Raw genomic sequence first — 15692 nt, 5'->3', positions numbered from 1 at the left:
ACTCTGGCAGCCCATTATCGCCGCTATGGCCGATCCGGCGAGTCCATGGCGGCAGCGGCCCGCCGCGGGGTGCGGACTTGGGGAACCGTATGCATTCGGGCTTCGCCGCCCGGAGCCACGCTGCTATGCACGCAGGGAGGCCGGCGCACCCGCGCAGGCCACCGAAATGTCCCCGCCCGCGTGGCCGAGCCGAGAACGCCTTGAGCAGCCAGACCCTTCCGGAATCCTTCAGGCTACGTGCCGGCAACTTCAACCTGCTGGTGCTGCGCCTGCTCGACCCGCGGCCGGAGACGGTCTTGCCCGCGCTCGGCGACCAATTCCGCCGGGCGCCCGGTTTCCTGCGCTTCGCCCTGATCGTCATCGGCTTGGCCGATCTGGCCGTGGCGCCGGAGGAAGTTGACTTCCGCGGCCTGATCGAAGGGCTGCACGCGCTCGAGATCGTCCCGATCGGCACCACGGGGGGCAGCCCGCAGATGCGCCAGGCAGCGACGGCGGCCGGCCTGCCGCCGCTGCGCGTCGTCGGCGGCCGCGACTCGGAGGCCGAGGCGCCGGCGGCCAGCGCGATCCCGCCGGCCGACGCTGCGCCGCCCGCCGTCCCGACGCCTGCGCCCGCTGCGGCGCCGCCGGCCGCGGGGGACGCGCCGGTCGCCCCGGCCTTCCAGGGCAGCGGTCGCACCGCGATGGTGGTCACCGAGCCGGTGCGCTCAGGCCAGCGGATCTATGCGGAAGGCGCCGACCTGATCGTCACGGCCACGGTCAATCCGGGCGGCGAGGTCATCGCCGACGGCAATGTCCACGTCTATGGGGCGCTGCGCGGCAGGGCGATCGCTGGCGCGCAGAACGACACCGAGGCGCGGATCTTCGCCTTGAATTTCGACCCTGAGCTGATCGCCATCGCCGGATTCTACGCGGTGCGCGAAGGGCTCGGGGCGGCACCGATCGGCCGGCCGACGCAGGTTCGGCTGGACGGCGAGGAGATGCGGTTTGCGCCGCTCGGGTAAACGCCGGCGGGCGGGCGCCAGGTCGGCACCGGCCGCGGGTGACAGGATGCAACAGGGGGATGCGTCGATGGCGCAGGTGATCGTCGTGACGTCGGGCAAGGGGGGCGTGGGCAAGACCACCACCAGCGCCGCCATCGCGACCGGGTTGGCCCAGGCCGGCAAGAAGACCGTTGTAGTTGATTTCGATGTCGGCCTGCGCAACCTTGACCTCATCATGGGGGTCGAGCGCCGCGTCGTCTTCGACATCGTCAACGTCATCCAGGGCGAGGCGCGGCTGAACCAGGCGCTGATCCGCGACAAGCGGGTCGAGGGGCTGGCAATCCTCCCAGCCTCGCAGACCCGGGACAAGGACGCGCTGACCAAGGAGGGTGTCGCCGGGGTCATCGAGGAGCTGAGCCAGGATTTCGACTACATCCTCTGCGACAGCCCTGCCGGGATCGAGAAGGGGCGCTGCTGGCGCTCTATTTTGCCGATCAGGCGATCGTCGTGACGAACCCAGAGGTCTCCTCGGTCCGCGACAGCGACCGCATCCTCGGCGTGCTGCAGTCGAAGTCGAAGCGGGCGGAGGAGAAGCGGGAGAAGGTGAAGGAGCACCTGCTCGTCACCCGCTATGACCCCAACCGGGTCGAGCGCGGCGAGATGCTGAAGCTCGAGGACGTCCGGGAGATCCTGGCGATCCCGCTGCTCGGCGTAATCCCGGAGAACGAGAGCGTGCTCAAGGCGTCCAACACCGGCACGCCGGTGATCATGGATACCGAGAGCATTGCCGGCCAGGCCTACAAGGACGCGGTCGCCCGCTTCCTCGGCCAGGAGCTGCCGCACCGCTTCTTGGAGCCGGACAAGAAGCCTGGCCTGCTGCGTCGCCTGTTCGGGGGGAGGGCTGCCTGATGAGCTGGCTCGATTACTTCCGCGCCAACCGCAAGCCGGAGCCACCCAGCGCCACCGCGGCGAAGGAGCGGCTGCAGATCGTCCTGGCGCATGAGCGCATCGGCCGGACGCGGGAGGATTTCCTGCCACGGCTGCAGCAGGATTTGGTCGCCGTGGTCGCCCGCTACGTGGCGATCGACCCGGGCAAGGTGAATGTCGCGCTGGACCGAGGCGGCGACATCTCGACCCTGGCGATCGAGATCGAATTGCCGGGCGCGCGGCCGGCCCCGGCCGGGGCTGCGGCACGGGCCTGACGGTCGCTGTCAGGCGGCGCCGGCCTGGATGATGACGCCCACCGAGGTCGTGGTATAGCCGCCCAGCGTCAGGCGCAGGTGCGGCGCATCCGGTGGCCCGCCTTGATGCGGATAGGGTGGCACGTCGACGAGCTGGTCGAAGAGGTGCTGCCCGCCGGGCGGGTCCTGCATCGGCAGCATCGCGTGCCCGTCCGCCGCCAGTGCCTGCGCCAGTCGGTCGAGGTGACGGCGCTGGAAGAGAACGGTCGAGCCGGTGGCGAGCGTCGGCCCCTCTTGGTCGAGGTTGTACTCGGTGGTGTGCACGGCGATGCCGCCCCGGCGGAGGCACCGCATCGCCATACGGATGAAGGTTTCGCCCGCCTCGAGCGAGCCGAGATGCTCGAGCGCGCAGACCGACCAGATGAAGTCGAACCGACCTTGCAGGAGATCCTCGGGGATCGCGGTCATGTCCACTGGGCGGAAGGCGAGGAGGCGATCGCATTCGGCCGGCTGCGCCAGTCGAGGCCGGTACAGGCTGAGGGCTTGGTTCGCATGCTGGCCGCTATCCCGCCAGGCGCCTGCCCGGTCGTCCGCGGCGTCGAGATCCGTCGCCAGCACCTCGATCCCCCGCCCGACGAGGAAGGCGGGCAGGTCCTCCCTGCCGACCGCGAAGCCGAGGCCGCGGCGGCCGGCCTTGAGCATGCCGGCTTCCCAGAGCGCCTGCGGGACGAAGCAGTCCTCCCAGAGCTTGCGGTGGTAGCGCGGGGCGGTGCCGAGGGCGTGGCACCAATGGCGCAACCAGGCCTGCTCCATGTCGGCCTGGCAGCAAATGCGGCTGCCGAGCCCGACCCTGCAGGGTTCGTCGGGGAGCGCCGTGGCCTCGGCGATCCCGGCAAGCCTGGCTCGGGCCAGGGTTGCGGCGAGCATCTTCACGTTGAACCGCAGCGTCCGCGCTTCGTGCAGGGCTTCCGATGAGGGCTCGGCAGGCGGTGCAGGTTGCGGCTCCGCCGCGAGTGCAGGGGCAGCGCCGTGGGTGGCGGCCAGAACTTCGGCGAGGGCATGCTCCGTCGCCGGCCCGGCGGCACCAGGCACGGCCGCGTCCGCCGCCCCGTCCGCCAGGAGGACCCAGGCCTGGGTCTCGGAATTCCCCTCGCCAGCATGTGGGCTGGTCAGGTGCTCCACGCCGTCGGGACGGCGGCGCTCGGTGGTGGAAAGCCGGTCGTTGCAGGCGCGGGCGAGGGCCAGGACCCGCTCGGCCTCGGTCGGGCTCAATCCTGCTGGCCGGCCGCGCGCCGCAGCAGGACGACGCGCAGCGCGCGCAGCAGGAGCGCGGCCTTGTAGGTCCAATAGGCGCCATCCTCGGCCCATTCGCCATTTGCCTGGCGGCTGCGGACAACGATCGTATCGAAGGGCAGGCTCGCCTCGCCGACCGGGACCATGACCGTGCCGAGCCGGAGTGCCGCGAGCGCGCGGCGCAAGGCCGGCGCGATCCGCGCATCGCAGCCCGGCTCGACCAGCCGGGCCAGGGCCAGGATCGCGGCGGCGTGGCAATCGAGGTAGCCCGTGTCTGCCCCGCTGTCGAAGAACACGCCGTCATTCATGCCCTGTTGCTGGCACTGCAGGAGCAGGTCGAGCGCGGCACCGAGCGCGAGGCGGTACCGCGCCTCTCCTGTCCCGCGCAGCATGCTGTCGAGCGCCAGGATGACAAAGGCTAGACCGCGGACATAGACGCGGTGGCCAGCCGCACCGCCTTGCGGCGTGACGGTGGTGAAGGAAGGCGTCGAGGTGCCGGTCGAACCATGCCCGCAGCGCTGCCAGGCGATCCGGCGGAACCGGCGTCGCGTAGCTGTCCGCCATGCCGTGCCGCCAGTAGGTGACGATAGCGTTCAACTCGGCGCCGTGGTCGTAGCTGGCACTCGGGTCGATGCCGGCCAGCGCCGCCCGCGAGGTCGAGCAGCCTCCCGACCATCGGCGCCTGTGCCAGGTCGCCGCCGGCGAGCAGCAGCCTGTCCTCGGCGATGGCAAACTCGCCACCCGCCGGTATCCGAGGTGCCGCATGGCGCAGCACGACCCATTGCAGCCGGCCATCCGCCAGGGTGGTGGCGCTGAGGCTGGCGACGTGGTCGGGCCGCCTGGGGCGGAGGTAGAGCGTATGGGCGAAGCCCGGATTGCCGGCTTCCGTCAGAAGAATCTGCTGGAGTGGTCCACGATGCAGGTAGGCCGCGCCGGCAGGCGGCAGCTTCGGCGTCGCATAGGTCCCCTCGGTGCCGACATGGCAGGCGCGCGGGATGTCGGAAAGGGCGTCGCAGGCGGTGGTCAGGCGGACATGCGACAGCAGGATGCCGGGTGCCGCCCGGAGCGTCACCTGCAGCAGGATGGCGGCGCTGTCGGCGCGGATGTCGTAGCTGTAGCGCAGCGTTGCCACCGGCTGCGGCCGGCGGCTGAGCAGACCTCGCCGGCGCCTCGATGGTGCTTTCGTGGAACAGGGTGATGCCGTCGACGGTGCGAAGGAGACCGCAATCCGTGATGCAGTCCTCGACGTCGATGCAATGCTTGCGGCCTGCCAGCTGGAATTCCACCAGATGGCCGGCATGCACCGCTGCCACCCGCTCGCGGCCGTCATTGAACCGGCTGGATTGCCGCAGCACGCCGCGGGACAGGTCGCCCTCGAAGCGGTGGAAGGGCGTGACGACCAGGAAGTCCTTCGGGTCCAGCCGGCGCGCCTCGATCTGCGGCGCCGCCAACCGACGCCAGATCGCCTCACCGGGGGACATCGCCAGCACGAAGTCGAGGACGCAGTCGGCCAGAGCCGGCTCGGCATCCCGCACCGCGGGCAGGGCGAGGAGTTCCAGCGCCTTGGCGTTGTCGTCGGTCCAGTACCAGTGGCTGTCGTTGAACGGCTCCGCTGTCTCCGCGATCGCCCGCATGGCGGCGCCCTGAACGGTGACAGGCTGCAGCAATCGGGCCTTGATGAAGGCCAGGCCGTCGCGGATCCCCGCCGCCAGGGACGGGTGCGGGGCAGTGTCGGGATCGGCGTGCATCGGTGTCGGTCTCCGCTGGCACTCCGCCGCATAGCGCCGGGCCTGTTCGGCGGAAAGGCGTGCTCGCATCCTGTAGCCCGGTTGACGCCGGCGGAGTTCGCGCGGCCGGTGACGGCGGGAATGCGGCGATCCGGCGTTTCCTGCTTCCTGATCGGCTGATCCGGTCTTGCCGGGCCCGGCCTGCCGTTCCAGTCAGGCTACGGCTGTCCTAGGATAACCGGGTGCAGCACTCATCCTCTCCCAATCGCGCCGCCCTCTCGCCGCCCGAGTCTTGCGGGCTTGATCCCGCGGCGCTCGTCGATGCCGTCGACTTCGCCCTGGCGCATCCATCACCCTGGCCGCGTGATATCCGCGCGCATATCGAGGCCGGCTTCTTCGAGCCTCCGCCGGACAATGCCATCCTCGGCCCGGTCCGCCCACGCGGCGGGCCGAACGGGCTGCTGCTGCGGCATGGCCGGGTGGTCGCGCGATGGGGCGACACGCGGCAGGTCGACATGACCTTCAGCGTGGCGAAATCCTACCTGGCGCTTCTTGCCGGGCTAGCAGTCGGTGACGGGCTGATCCCCGATCTCGACGCGCCAGTCCGCACCCTGGTCGAGGATGGCGGCTTCGACTCGGCGCAGAATGCCGGCATTACCTGGCGGCACCTGCTGACCAATACCTCGGAGTGGGAGGGCACGCTCTTCGGCAAGTCCGACCTGGTCGACCGTGGCCGCAACCTGGTGGTGGAAGGAAAGGGACAGAAGGGCCTGGCCCGGCCCCTGCACCCGCCCGGGACCTACTGGGAATACAACGACGTCCGGGTGAACCGCCTCTCGCTCGCGCTGCTGCGGCGCTTCGGCCGCCCGCTACCCGAGGTCTTCGCCGAGCGGATCATGCGGCCGATCGGCGCATCCGCCGATTGGGAATGGCATGGCTACGAGACCAGCTGGGTCGAGCTCGGCGGCCGGCGCGTGCAGAGCGTCTCGGGCGGCGGGCACTGGGGCGGCGGCGTCTTCATCCATGCGGAGGACCAAGCGCGGATCGGCCAGCTGGTGCTGCAGGACGGTGTCTGGGAGGGCCGGCGCCTCCTGCCGGTCGGCTGGGTGGCGGAGTGCCGCACGCCCTGCGCCTTGAACCCGGCCTATGGCCTGCTGTGGTGGCTGAACACCGGGCGGGCGAAATGGCCGAGCGCCAGCGCCGAGAGCTACACCTTCTCCGGTGCCGGCGGGAACATCACCTGGGTGGATCCGGCGGCGGAGACGGTTGCGGTGCTGCGCTGGGTGGACGCGACCAGGCTGGACGGCTTCATGGCGGCGGTGGGGGCGGCCCTGCGGAGCTGAGCCACGCCCGCGCCTTCAGCCGCGACGGTCCATCGCGTAGCGGCCCGGACCGATCAGGGCCAGCAGCAGGAAGCCGCCGGCGATGCCGAGGTTCTTCAGGAACTGGGTAAGCTGGGCGACATATTGCGGAAACTGGGCTGCCGCATCGATCCCCCAGAACCGATGGCCGGTGGCCGCGGTGATCAGGGTGAAGAGGCAGAGCGCCAATGCCACCCAGCGGGCGCGGATGCCGAGCAGCAGCAGGACCGGCAGGCCAAGCTCGGCCAGGATCGCCACCCAGACCATGACGCCCGGAACCGGCATGCCGAGACCTGCGAAGTAGCCGGTGGTGCGCTCCACGGCCATCAGCTTGAAATAGCCGGAGACGAGGAACAGCGCGCTCAGCATGATCCGGGCGAGCAGCAGCCCGCCATCGAGGTTGGCGGTGCGGTCGGGGTTTGCGGCGGAGTCGGACGGCATGGGGGCTCTCCCAGGATGGAACACCAGCCTGGACTAGAATCGCCCCCTTGCGGAAGCGGGAGCCACGCCGTCAGCGCGGCGGGCTGACCGCGTGTTCCCGCAGGCTGGCGCCGGTCACCGGATCGACCTCGCGCAGCAGGACGTCGTAGCTCCAGAGGCTGGCCAGGTGGCGCAGCACCTGCCGGGCCTCCTGCTCCTCCAGCAACCGTCCAGCGGCGACGCGGTGTTCCAGGATCAGCTTGCGGTCGCCGCCAAGGTCAACATCGACGACCTGAATGTCCGGGTCCGACCATGCCGGGTCGTATTGCTTGGCCAGCGCGCGGCGCAGCCGGCGATAGCCGCGCTCGTCATGCATGGCATCGACCCGCAGCACCGGCTGGGCGCTGTCATCCACGAGGTGGAAGAGCTTCAGCTTTCGCATTAAGTGCGGGCTGAGGAATTGCAGGATGAAGCTTTCGTCGCGGAATTCGGCCCAGCCATGCCGCAGAACCGGCATCGGGTCGCCGCAGCCCGCGAAGTCGGGGAACCACTCGCGGTCCTCCTCGGTCGGCTCGCGGCAGATGCGCTCGATATCCTCCATCATGGCGAAGCCGAGCGCGTAAGGATTCATCCCGGAGTAGCGCTGATCGTCGAAATCCGGCTGCATGATGACCGAAGAGTGGGAGTGGAGCACCTCCAGCCAATGGCCGTCGGAAATCCGGCCTTGCTCGTGCAGCCGGCCGAGGATGCGGTGATGGGTATAGGTGGCGCAGCCCTCGTTCATCATCTTCGTCTGGCGCTGCGGGTAGAAGTATTGCGCCACATTGCGGACGATGCGGAGGATCTCGCGCTGCCAAGGGGCGAGGCGAGGGGCCGATTTCTCCAGGAAGTAGAGCACGTTCTCCTGCGGCAACTGCAGGAGCGTGCGGCGGCGCTCCTCCTCACCCTTGGCCGCCGGGGCGCTCGCCTTTTCCGGCAGGGTGGACCAGAGCACGTTGAACATGCGCTCGTCATGCTCGCGCCGTTCGCGCTCGCGCTTTTGCTCCGACATCAGGTCGGGCGCACGGCGGCGATGACGGTGGACGCCGTAGTTCATCAGCGCGTGCGCACTGTCCAGCACCCGCTCGACCGCCGCCTCGCCATGCTGCTCCTCGCAGGATTGGACATAGGATTTGGCGAATTCGAGGTAGTCGAGGATGCCCTTGGCATCTGTCCACTGTTTGAAAAGTTCGTTGTTCTTGAAGAAGTGGTTGTGGCCGAAGGCGGCATGCGCGATCACCAGCGCCTGCAGCGTGGTGGTGTTTTCCTCCATCACGTAGGAGACGCAGGGGTCGGAGTTGATGACGATCTCATAGGCGAGGCCGCGCAGTCCCTTGCGGTACAACGCCTCGTGCTGGGCGAAATGCTTGCCGAAGGACCAGTGCCGGTAGAAGAGCGGCAGGCCGGTGCTGGCATACGCGTCCAGCATCTGCTCGGCGCTGATCACCTCAATCCGGTTGGGGTACCAGCTGAGGCCGAGCTTCCTGCCGGCGATCTCCTCGCAGGCGTCGTGGATGCGCATCAGGGTGTCGAAATCCCAATCGGCGCCCTGGTAGAGCAGCCGATCCTCGGGCTTGACGATGACGTTCATGCGCTGGCCCCTTCGGTCACGCCGCGCTTGGCAAACAGTTCGCGGAACACCGGGAAGATCTCCCGACGGTGGCGCACCTTCTTCATCGCCAGCGGCGCGCCGGCATTCACCAACGCTTCATAGGTCCGCCAGAGATCAGTCGGGCCGCGCGGAAAGCCGGGGATGCCGTGCTCACCCTCCCGGCCAACCTCGATATAGGCGTAGTACTGGCAGGCCGGCAGGATCGTATCGACCAGCAGCCGGGCGGTCTTCTGGCTGTCGCCGGCGGCATTGTCGCCGTCCGAGGCCTGGGCGGCGTAGATGTTCCACTCGGCCGGCGGGAAGCGGTCGGCGACCACCTTGCGCATTTCCTCGAGCGCGGTCGAGACCAGCGTGCCGCCGGTCTCCCGGCTGTGGAAGAAGGTCTCCTCGTCGACCTCCGAGGCCTCATGGGTGTGCCGAATGAAGACCAGCTCCACATGCTTGTAGCGCCGCTGCAGGAACAGATAGAGCAGCGTGTAGAAGCGCTTGGCGAGGTCCTTCATGTCCTCGGTCATCGAGCCGGAGACATCCATCAGGCAGAACATCACCGCCTGGGCGACCGGACGGGGGAGGGCTCGAAGCGCCGGTAACGGACGTCGATCGGGTCGATATAGGGAATGCGGCGGCTGCGCAGCAGCTGCTTTGCCAAGCTCCTGCCCGCAACGCCAGCACGCGCTCGGCATGCTCCGGCTGGCCTTCCAGGGCGGCGATCTCGGCTTCCAGCGCCTCCACCTCCTCCGGCTTCGGGCGGCGCAGGGCGATCCGGCGCGACAGGCTGTTCCGCATGGTGCGGGGCAGGGAGAGATTGGCCGGCGAGCCGCTGACGGAATACCCGGCGCGGTGCCAGACCGGGTCGGCGCCGTCGACCAGCCGGCGCTTGGCCATATCCGGCAATTCGAGGTCGTCGAGGAAGAGCGAGAGGAATTCCTCCCGGCTCAGGACGAAGCGGAAGGTGTCCTCGCCGCTGCCATCGGGCGAACCTTCCGAGCCGCCGCCACCGCCACCGCTCGGCGGCCGCTGGATCTCATCGCCCTCCCGGTATTCCTTGTTGCCGGGCAGCACATGGTCCCGCGTGCCGCCCTGGCCGAGATGAAAGGAGGGTTCGCGGATCCCGTGCAGGGGGATGGTGACCTCCCCCTCATCGGCCGAGCGGATGTCCCGCTTGGCCGAGGCGTCGCGGACGGCTTCCTGCACCAGGGATTTGGCCCGGCGCAGGAAGCGTTGCCGGTTGGGAAGGCTCCGGCCGCTGGGATTGAGGCGGCGATCCAGGATCTGCATGCAGCGGCGTGCCTTCCGGGTTGCGCGGTCAGCCGGCCTGCTTCACGCGCATATACCATTCGACCAGCCGGCGAACCTGGCGCTCAGTATAGCCGCGCGCGGTCATCCGGGCCACGAATTCACCGTGCTTCTTCTCCGACTCGGAGTCCTTCTTGGAGCCGAAGCTGATCACCGGCAGCAGGTCCTCGACCTGGCTGAACATGCGCCGTTCGATCACCTCCCGAATCTTCTCGTAGCTGGTCCAGGAGGGATTCTTGCCGCCACGGTTGGCCCTCGCTCGCAGCGCGAACTTGACCACCTCGTTGCGGAAGTCCTTCGGATTGGCGATGCCGGCCGGCTTCTCGATCTTGGTGAGCTCCTGGTTCAGCAACTCCCGGTTCATCATCTGGCCGGTGTCGGGGTCCTTGAAGTCCATGTCCTCGACCCAGGCATCGGCATAGGCCACGTAGCGGTCGAACAGGTTCTGGCCGTAGTCGTTGTAGGATTCGAGATAGGCCTTCTGGATCTCGTTGCCGATGAACTCGGCGTAGCGCGGGGCCAGCTCGCCCTTGATGAATTCCAGGTAACGCTTCTCGGTCTCGTCCGGCATCTGCTCCCGCCGGATTGCCTGTTCCAGTACGTACATCAGGTGCACCGGGTCGGCGGCGATCTCGGTCGTGTCGTAGTTGAAGGTCGCCGCCAGGATCTTGAAGGCGAAGCGGGTGGAGGCACCGTCCATGCCCTCGTCCGGCCCGGCCGCGTCGCGGTATTCCTGCATGTTCTTCGCGCGCGGATCGGTCTCCTTCAGGCTCTCGCCGTCATAGACCCTCATCTTGGCGTAGATGTTGGAGTTTTCGTGCTTCCGCAGCCGCGTCAGCACCGAGAACCGCGCCAGCATCTCGAGCGTCGAAGGGGCACACGGATTGGCGGCGAGTTCCGAGCCGCGCACCAGTTTTTCGTAGATCCGCTGCTCCTCGGTCACCCGCAAGCAATAGGGCACCTTGATCACGTAGATACGGTCGATGAAGGCTTCGTTGTTCTTGTTGTTCTTGAAAGCCTGCCACTCCGATTCATTGGAGTGGGCCATGATGATGCCCTGGAAGGGGATGGCGCCGATATTCTCGGTGCCGATGTAGTTGCCCTCCTGCGTCGCGGTCAGCAGCGGGTGCAGCATCTTGATCGGCGCCTTGAACATCTCGACGAATTCGAGGATGCCCTGGTTGGCGCGGTTCAGACCGCCGGAGAAGCTGTAGGCGTCCGGGTCGTTCTGGCCATACATCTCGAGCTTGCGGATATCGACCTTGCCAACCAGGGAGGAGATGTCCTGGTTGTTCTCGTCGCCCGGTTCGGTCTTGGCCACTGCGATCTGCCGCAGCCGGCTGGGGCGGACCTTCACCACCCGGAACTTGGTGATGTCGCCGCCGAATTCGTCCAGCCGCTTCAGCGCCCAGGGGCTCATCAGCCCGGTCAGGCGGCGGCGCGGGATGCCGTAGCGCTGCTCGAGCATGTCGCCCAGGCGTTCCGGGTCGAACAGGCCGAGCGGGCTTTCATAGACCGGACTCATCTGGTCGCCGGCCTTCAGGACGTAGATAGGCTCCTGCTCCATCAGCGCCTTCAGGCGCTCGGCGAGCGAGGACTTGCCGCCCCCCACCGGGCCGAGCAGGTAGACGATCTGCTTCCGCTCCTCCAGGCCCTGGGCGGCATGGCGGAAGAAGCCCACGATCCGTTCGATCGTGTCCTCCATCCCGAAGAATTCCGAGAAGGCGGGGTAGATGCGGATCGTCCGGTTCAGGAAAATCCGGCCAAGCCGGGTATCCTTGGCGGTATCCACCACCTCGGGCTCCCCGATCGCCTTGAGAATGCGTTCGGGTGCGGTCGCGTAGTGGCCCGGATCAGTCCGGCAGCCCTCAAGAGAATTCGGCAATCGACATGTCCGATTCCTTGCGGGACTCATAGGCCCGTGCGTAATCGGCGAAAATGTCCTGCATGGTGTCCATCGGCGGCCCCTGGAAGCACTGCCACGAGTGTGCAACGCCGACAGCATGGGCTTTGCCATGGCAGAGTGCGGTAAACTTTTATTGCTGCGTCGCACTCCAGCCGTGTAGAGTGCAAATCACGGCAGGGGGAGGCGACCCGCGCGGAGGCGCAGGATCGCCCGAGACCGCTTGTCATTCAAATCATGACCAGCGCCACCTGGCTTTTTTGCCAGTAGGACAGGGTGATCGCTTGTGGATCGCTTCATGATTGCGACAAAAAGTAACTTGGCCATGTTTCAGGCAGCGACTAGCTGTTGCGGCGGCATCTCGCGTCTTGCCGATCTGGCCCGACACTGCGATGGCGTCCGCCCGGATACCGGGCCCGCCTTGGCCGGGTTGGGGCGCACGCAATGGAATCCCGAGGCGGCGCCGGCCGGCAGACCGATGATCCACCGGCGTCAGTGACGCAAAGATTAGCGGGAACCATCGGTTCCCGCCGCCGCCGCGGGTTGCGCAAATTTCTCCCCGCATCCCGGGCGGAAGCGGATCGCCACTGCCGGGCAGGGCCCGGCCGGCACATTGCGGTCAGTCGTCCGAATGGGCCGGGCTGCCGGCCAGCACGCCGCCATCGATGATCATGTGCTGCCCGGTCATGAAGCTTCCCGCGGCGCTCGCGAGGAAGACCGCCGCGCCGGCGATCTCGTCGGGCTCGCCGATCCGCTTCAGCGGCGTGTCCCGGGTCCGCTTCTTGTAGTTCACCGGGTCCTCCCACAGCGCCCGGGCGAAGTCGGTGCGCACCAGGCCGGGGGCGATGCAGTTCACCCGGATGTTCTTCGGCCCCCATTCGCAGGCCAGGTTCCGCGCCAGCTGCAGGTCGGCCGCCTTGGTGATGGCATAGGCACCGAGGTTGACCGAGCCCTTGAAGCCGCCGATCGAGGAGACGATCACGATCGACCCGCCGCCGCGCGCCTCCATGCTGGGGATGCACATGTGGGACAGCCACATGTTCGACTTCACGTTGGTCGCCATCATCTTGTCGAAAATGTCGTCGGCGATCCCCATGGCCGGGCCGAAATGCGGGTTGATCGCGGCGTTGCAGACCAGGATGTCGACGCCACCCCATGTGGCGATCGTCTGGTCCGCCAGCGCCTGGAGCTCCGGCTTCCGGCCGATGTTGCAGGCCGTGGCCACGGCCTCCCCGCCCTTGGCCACGATCCCGTCCACCACGGCCTGGCAGGCATCGAGCTTGCGGGAGGAAACGACGACCTTGGCGCCGTGCTGCGCCAGGCGCTCGGCGATGGCACGGCCGATTCCGCGGCTGCCGCCGGTGACGATGGCCACCTTGCCGGTCAGGTCGAACAGGGTCGGTTCGGGCATGTCCTGGGTTCCTCCGTTGCTTGCTATGGGTGAGTCTCCGCAGCGCGTCCTGGTGGCGTCAACCCGCGGCTGGGCGATTTCTGCCTTGGCCCGAGGCTGGGCCAGGGCTCCCGCCAACCGATCGGGAGAGCGCCATGACCGAAACCGCCCAGGACCTGCCGCATGCCGTGCCGCTCGAAGGGGCCTCCAACCTGCGCGACCTCGGCGGTTGGCCGGTGGCGGATGGCAGGCGGGTGCGGCGCGGGCTGATCTTTCGATCCGCGACGCTTGCCAACCTGACCGAGGCCGATCAGGCGCGGGTCTCGGGTCTCGGCATCCGCACGGTGTGCGACCTCCGCGGCGTGAACGAGGCGGCCCTGCGGCCCTCTCGGCTGCCGCCTTCGGCGGAACGTGTGCACCTGCCGATCGAACCCTCGGTTGGCGCTTCGCTGCGCGACCTGATGCTGCGGGAGGAGTCGACCGGAGAGGATGTCGTCTCCCTGCTGCGACGCGCCTATATCGACTACCTCGCGCGCTTCATCGACGTCTATCGCGCGCTGTTCGGGCTGCTGCTGGAGCCCGGGCGGCAGGCGGTGCTGTTCCACTGCTCGGCCGGCAAGGACCGGACCGGGGTGGGGGCGGCGCTGGTCCTGACGGCGCTGGGCGCGACGCGGGAGACGGTGGTGGCCGACTACGAGGCGACGGACCGGATCTGGCGGCGCGACCATTCGCTGCCCGAAGGCACACCGGCCGGGCTGGCCAATGCGCTGCTCTCGACCCATGCCGAGCTGCTGGAAGAGACGCTCGACCGCGCCATCGCCGCGCATGGCGGCCTACCCCTGCTGCTGGAACAGGGGCTCGGCCTCGACGCTGCGCGGCTGCGGGCGCTGCGCGAGACCTACCTGGAATAGCCCCGCCGCCCCGGTCCAGGCCTTGCATCGACCCGACATCGACTGGAGCACGCGCAACATGAATTTGGTGATGTCCTGGGACGAATGGGCAAGGCACGACGCAGTGGCGCTTGCCGACTGGGTCCGTGCCGGGGAGGTGACGCCGGCGGAACTGGCCGCCCAGGCTGCCGCCGGCATCGCCCGGACCGACCCGGCGTTGAGCGCCGTCGTCGAGCTATTCGATGACGTCGTCGCCGACCCGCTGCGCGACGGCATGGATCCCGCCGGCGCCTTCGCCGGCGTGCCCTACCTGATGAAGGACCTCGGCCCCACCCTGAAAGGGCGGTTGCAGGAGATGGGCTCGCAGCTGATGCGCGGCAACCGTGCCGCGGCCGATAGCTTCTTGGCCGGGCGCATCCGCCAGGCCGGGCTGAACGTCATCGGCCGCACAACCACACCGAGATTCGGCTGCTGCAGCGCCGCCGAGAACCCGGCCGTCTATGTCACCCGCAACCCCTGGGACACCGGCTACACCACCAACGGCTCCTCGGCCGGCACCGGCGCCATGGTGGCCGCCGGCGCGGTGCCGATCTCGCATGCGACGGATGGCGGCGGCTCGATCCGCATCCCGGCCGGAGCCTGCGGCAACATCGGGCTGAAGGTCTCCCGCGGCGTCTTCTCGATCGCGCCGGCGGCTTCGGACCTGACCGGGCTGGTCTCGATCCAGGGCTGCCAGAGCCGCACCGTGCGTGATACCGCACTGTTCGTGGACAGCTGCCGCGGCGGCGCGCCGGGCGAGTTCATGCCCTACTGGATGCCCGCCGAGCCCTATGCCGAGCTGATCCGGCGCGATCCCCCCGCCTGCGCATCGCCTTGTCGCATGAATGGGGCGACTACCGCGCCACGCCGCATCTGGTGGCAGAGCTCGAGAAGGCCGGACGCTTCCTCGAATCCCTTGGCCATCACGTGGACTGGGCGCTGCCGGCGGTCGATCTCCGCGCCGCCTTCGCTGCGCAGACAGATTGCTACATCGGCAATTTCGCCCAGACCGTCGGCAACCTGATCGCCGCACGCGGGCTGGACCGGCCGCCCGAGGGGCTGGTCGAGCCGATCAATATCCGCATCTGGGAGGAAGGCCGGCACATCTCCTTCGCCGACCGGGCGCGGATGCAGGCGGTGTTCAACGCCACCTCCCGCGGCTTCGCCGCCTTCTTCGAGGATTGGGACATCATCCTGACCCCCATCACCGCGCTGCCGACGCCGCCCATCGGCACGACGGAATACCTGACGATCAGCGACAATCCCTCGGTGCGCGACTGGTTCGGCAATCTCTGGCGCAACTTCGCCTATACGCCGCTGGCCAATCTCTGCGGCATCCCGGCGATTTCCCTGCCGATGGGCGTGCAGGAGAGCGGCCTGCCGCTCGGCATCCAGGCCCAGGCGAGGCAGGCGAATGATGGGCTGCTGCTGCAACTGGCGGCGCAGGTGGAACGGGCGCTCGATGGGCACTGGAATGATGGGCGGCGCCCGGGGGTGCATGTGACGGCGTAGGGAAGACTGGGGGAGAAGGTATTCTCCCCCAGGCCCCCTCATCTATTTT

At 68.3% G+C, this 15692-nt stretch carries 15 protein-coding genes and 2 pseudogenes; 8 read left to right on the top strand and 9 right to left on the bottom strand.

Annotation, left to right across the window (positions count from 1 at the left end; translation table 11 throughout):
- The first annotated feature begins 200 nt into the window (after positions 1-200).
- The 3 genes and pseudogenes from minC to minE all read left to right on the top strand — a co-directional run bounded on the left by minC (position 201) and on the right by minE (position 2182).
- Complete coding sequence (gene minC, locus ACQ86J_RS01020) at positions 201-1001, top strand: septum site-determining protein MinC (RefSeq protein WP_431269674.1); 801 nt, start codon at positions 201-203, stop codon at positions 999-1001.
- Between the two features lie 67 nt (positions 1002-1068).
- Positions 1069-1889: pseudogene (gene minD, locus ACQ86J_RS01015) on the top strand (septum site-determining protein MinD).
- Positions 1889-2182 (top strand): cell division topological specificity factor MinE, encoded by a 294-nt coding sequence (gene minE, locus ACQ86J_RS01010; protein ID WP_431269673.1) that lies wholly within the window; start codon positions 1889-1891, stop codon positions 2180-2182. Before minD ends, minE begins: the two are co-directional and overlap by 1 nt.
- Positions 2183-2191: 9 nt before the next feature.
- Here minE and ACQ86J_RS01005 read toward each other — a convergent pair whose 3' ends face one another.
- From ACQ86J_RS01005 to ACQ86J_RS00995, 3 genes are read right to left on the bottom strand one after another with little or no spacing between them, the layout of a single operon-like run.
- On the bottom strand, positions 2192-3433 hold the full coding sequence (locus ACQ86J_RS01005) for a methyltransferase domain-containing protein (RefSeq protein WP_431269672.1): 1242 nt from the start codon (positions 3431-3433) through the stop codon (positions 2192-2194).
- Positions 3430-3846 (bottom strand): hypothetical protein, encoded by a 417-nt coding sequence (locus tag ACQ86J_RS01000; protein ID WP_431269671.1) that lies wholly within the window; start codon positions 3844-3846, stop codon positions 3430-3432. The genes ACQ86J_RS01005 and ACQ86J_RS01000 overlap by 4 nt, the downstream gene beginning before the upstream one ends.
- Positions 3847-3872: 26 nt before the next feature.
- Complete coding sequence (locus ACQ86J_RS00995) at positions 3873-4586, bottom strand: hypothetical protein (RefSeq protein ID WP_431269670.1); 714 nt, start codon at positions 4584-4586, stop codon at positions 3873-3875.
- Positions 4587-4638: 52 nt separating this feature from the next.
- Here ACQ86J_RS00995 and ACQ86J_RS00990 point away from each other — a divergent pair, with 52 nt between their 5' ends.
- The gene (locus ACQ86J_RS00990; protein WP_431269669.1) at positions 4639-5361 is read left to right on the top strand and encodes a hypothetical protein; all 723 of its coding nucleotides are present in this window, start codon (positions 4639-4641) and stop codon (positions 5359-5361) included.
- A 62-nt stretch (positions 5362-5423) separates the two neighbouring features.
- Positions 5424-6524, top strand: coding sequence for a serine hydrolase domain-containing protein (locus ACQ86J_RS00985; RefSeq protein ID WP_431269668.1), 1101 nt, complete (start codon positions 5424-5426; stop codon positions 6522-6524).
- A 15-nt stretch (positions 6525-6539) separates the two neighbouring features.
- Here the strand turns inward: ACQ86J_RS00985 and ACQ86J_RS00980 are convergent, their stop codons facing one another.
- From ACQ86J_RS00980 to ACQ86J_RS00955, 6 genes are all read right to left on the bottom strand, one after another.
- A complete protein-coding gene (locus tag ACQ86J_RS00980) occupies positions 6540-6983 on the bottom strand; it encodes a DoxX family protein (protein WP_431269667.1) in 444 nt (147 codons plus the stop codon).
- 70 nt (positions 6984-7053) lie between these two features.
- The gene (locus ACQ86J_RS00975) at positions 7054-8592 is read right to left on the bottom strand and encodes a SpoVR family protein (RefSeq protein ID WP_431269666.1); all 1539 of its coding nucleotides are present in this window, start codon (positions 8590-8592) and stop codon (positions 7054-7056) included.
- The gene (locus ACQ86J_RS00970) at positions 8589-9128 is read right to left on the bottom strand and encodes a DUF444 family protein (RefSeq protein WP_431269665.1); all 540 of its coding nucleotides are present in this window, start codon (positions 9126-9128) and stop codon (positions 8589-8591) included. The genes ACQ86J_RS00975 and ACQ86J_RS00970 overlap by 4 nt, the downstream gene beginning before the upstream one ends.
- Positions 9019-9891: a DUF444 family protein gene (locus ACQ86J_RS00965; protein WP_431269664.1), complete on the bottom strand. Its 873-nt coding sequence runs from the start codon at positions 9889-9891 to the stop codon at positions 9019-9021. Before ACQ86J_RS00965 ends, ACQ86J_RS00970 begins: the two co-directional genes overlap by 110 nt.
- 28 nt (positions 9892-9919) lie before the next feature.
- A complete protein-coding gene (locus tag ACQ86J_RS00960; RefSeq protein WP_431269663.1) occupies positions 9920-11824 on the bottom strand; it encodes a PrkA family serine protein kinase in 1905 nt (634 codons plus the stop codon).
- Positions 11825-12431: 607 nt separating this feature from the next.
- Entirely contained in the window at positions 12432-13223 is a 792-nt protein-coding gene (locus ACQ86J_RS00955) for an SDR family NAD(P)-dependent oxidoreductase (protein WP_431269662.1), read from the bottom strand.
- A gap of 134 nt (positions 13224-13357) precedes the next feature.
- Between ACQ86J_RS00955 and ACQ86J_RS00950 the strand changes: the two genes are divergently transcribed.
- The 3 genes and pseudogenes from ACQ86J_RS00950 to ACQ86J_RS00940 all read left to right on the top strand — a co-directional run bounded on the left by ACQ86J_RS00950 (position 13358) and on the right by ACQ86J_RS00940 (position 15643).
- Positions 13358-14113 carry a tyrosine-protein phosphatase gene (locus ACQ86J_RS00950; RefSeq protein ID WP_431269661.1) on the top strand — a complete coding sequence of 252 codons (756 nt, stop codon included), beginning with the start codon at positions 13358-13360 and terminating at the stop codon, positions 14111-14113.
- Positions 14028-14819 (top strand): annotated as a pseudogene (locus ACQ86J_RS00945) (amidase family protein); the annotation flags it as partial. The gene ACQ86J_RS00950 and the pseudogene ACQ86J_RS00945, both read left to right, overlap by 86 nt.
- Positions 14820-14965: 146 nt before the next feature.
- Positions 14966-15643, top strand: coding sequence for an amidase family protein (locus ACQ86J_RS00940; RefSeq protein ID WP_431269660.1), 678 nt, complete (start codon positions 14966-14968; stop codon positions 15641-15643).
- Positions 15644-15692: the final 49 nt, after the last annotated feature.

The sequence above is a fragment of the Dankookia sp. P2 genome (genome assembly GCF_050632255.1).
Taxonomy (GTDB): Bacteria; Pseudomonadota; Alphaproteobacteria; order Acetobacterales; family Acetobacteraceae; genus Paracraurococcus.
This window is presented reverse-complemented; position numbering and strand designations above follow the sequence as displayed.

Excerpts from the sequence above, each read along its gene's own strand:
- ACQ86J_RS00980 (WP_431269667.1), bottom strand. The coding sequence starts at position 6,983 with ATGCCGTCCGACTCCGCCGCAAACCCCGACCGCACCGCCAACCTCGAT.
- ACQ86J_RS00970 (WP_431269665.1), bottom strand. The coding sequence starts at position 9,128 with ATGACCGAGGACATGAAGGACCTCGCCAAGCGCTTCTACACGCTGCTC.
- ACQ86J_RS00965 (WP_431269664.1), bottom strand. The coding sequence starts at position 9,891 with ATGCAGATCCTGGATCGCCGCCTCAATCCCAGCGGCCGGAGCCTTCCC.
- ACQ86J_RS00975 (WP_431269666.1), bottom strand. The coding sequence starts at position 8,592 with ATGAACGTCATCGTCAAGCCCGAGGATCGGCTGCTCTACCAGGGCGCC.
- ACQ86J_RS00955 (WP_431269662.1), bottom strand. The coding sequence starts at position 13,223 with ATGCCCGAACCGACCCTGTTCGACCTGACCGGCAAGGTGGCCATCGTC.
- ACQ86J_RS01000 (WP_431269671.1), bottom strand. The coding sequence starts at position 3,846 with ATGCTGCGCGGGACAGGAGAGGCGCGGTACCGCCTCGCGCTCGGTGCC.
- ACQ86J_RS00960 (WP_431269663.1), bottom strand. The coding sequence starts at position 11,824 with ATGAGTCCCGCAAGGAATCGGACATGTCGATTGCCGAATTCTCTTGAG.
- minE (WP_431269673.1), top strand. The coding sequence starts at position 1,889 with ATGAGCTGGCTCGATTACTTCCGCGCCAACCGCAAGCCGGAGCCACCC.
- ACQ86J_RS00950 (WP_431269661.1), top strand. The coding sequence starts at position 13,358 with ATGACCGAAACCGCCCAGGACCTGCCGCATGCCGTGCCGCTCGAAGGG.